Origin of the sequence: Staphylococcus sp. EG-SA-14 (genome assembly GCF_017151935.1) — a bacterium.
Lineage (GTDB): Bacteria > Bacillota > Bacilli > Staphylococcales > Staphylococcaceae > Staphylococcus > Staphylococcus aureus.
In genome coordinates, this window is record NZ_JACVZM010000058.1 from 1 (window position 1) to 483 (window position 483).

Here is a 483-nt window from a genome sequence, read left to right on the forward strand (position 1 = left end):
GCCCCAGGGGCAGCAGGAAGTCGGCCCGCTTGCCCTTCTCCAGCTGGCCCGGCCGCATCACGTACCGCCGCCAGAAGAACACCGCCAGGCCCACCGTGGCCAGGGCGCCGAACACGTCCAGGGTCAGGCTGTGGAAGTACAGGTAGAACCGGCCCCGCAGGATGGGGATGCCCAGGTCGTGGTGGATCATCACCACCAGGGTGCCGATGAACAGCACAATGAAGGCGAAGAACAGCAGCGCGTGGGCGATGCCCGGCAGCCGCTCCTTGAGCAGCCGCCCCTGGCCCAGCCCGTGGATCAGGACGCGACGCAGGCGCTGCCCGGGGCGATCCCACCGCACCTCGGGCTTGCCCGCCATCCAGGTGCGCACCCGCTGCCAGGCACCATAGGCCATCACCGCCAGGGCCACGGTCATGCTGATGTACATGATCCACACGAAGCTGTGGGGAACGTTCCACTGGACCTGGCGGTGATGGCCTATGG

Annotated in this window: 1 protein-coding gene; it reads right to left on the bottom strand. The window is 68.1% G+C overall.

The genetic code is table 11. The features are described from left to right. Positions 1-483: hypothetical protein (locus IDG63_RS14265; protein WP_206176476.1), on the bottom strand; the 483-nt coding region annotated here is incomplete at both ends.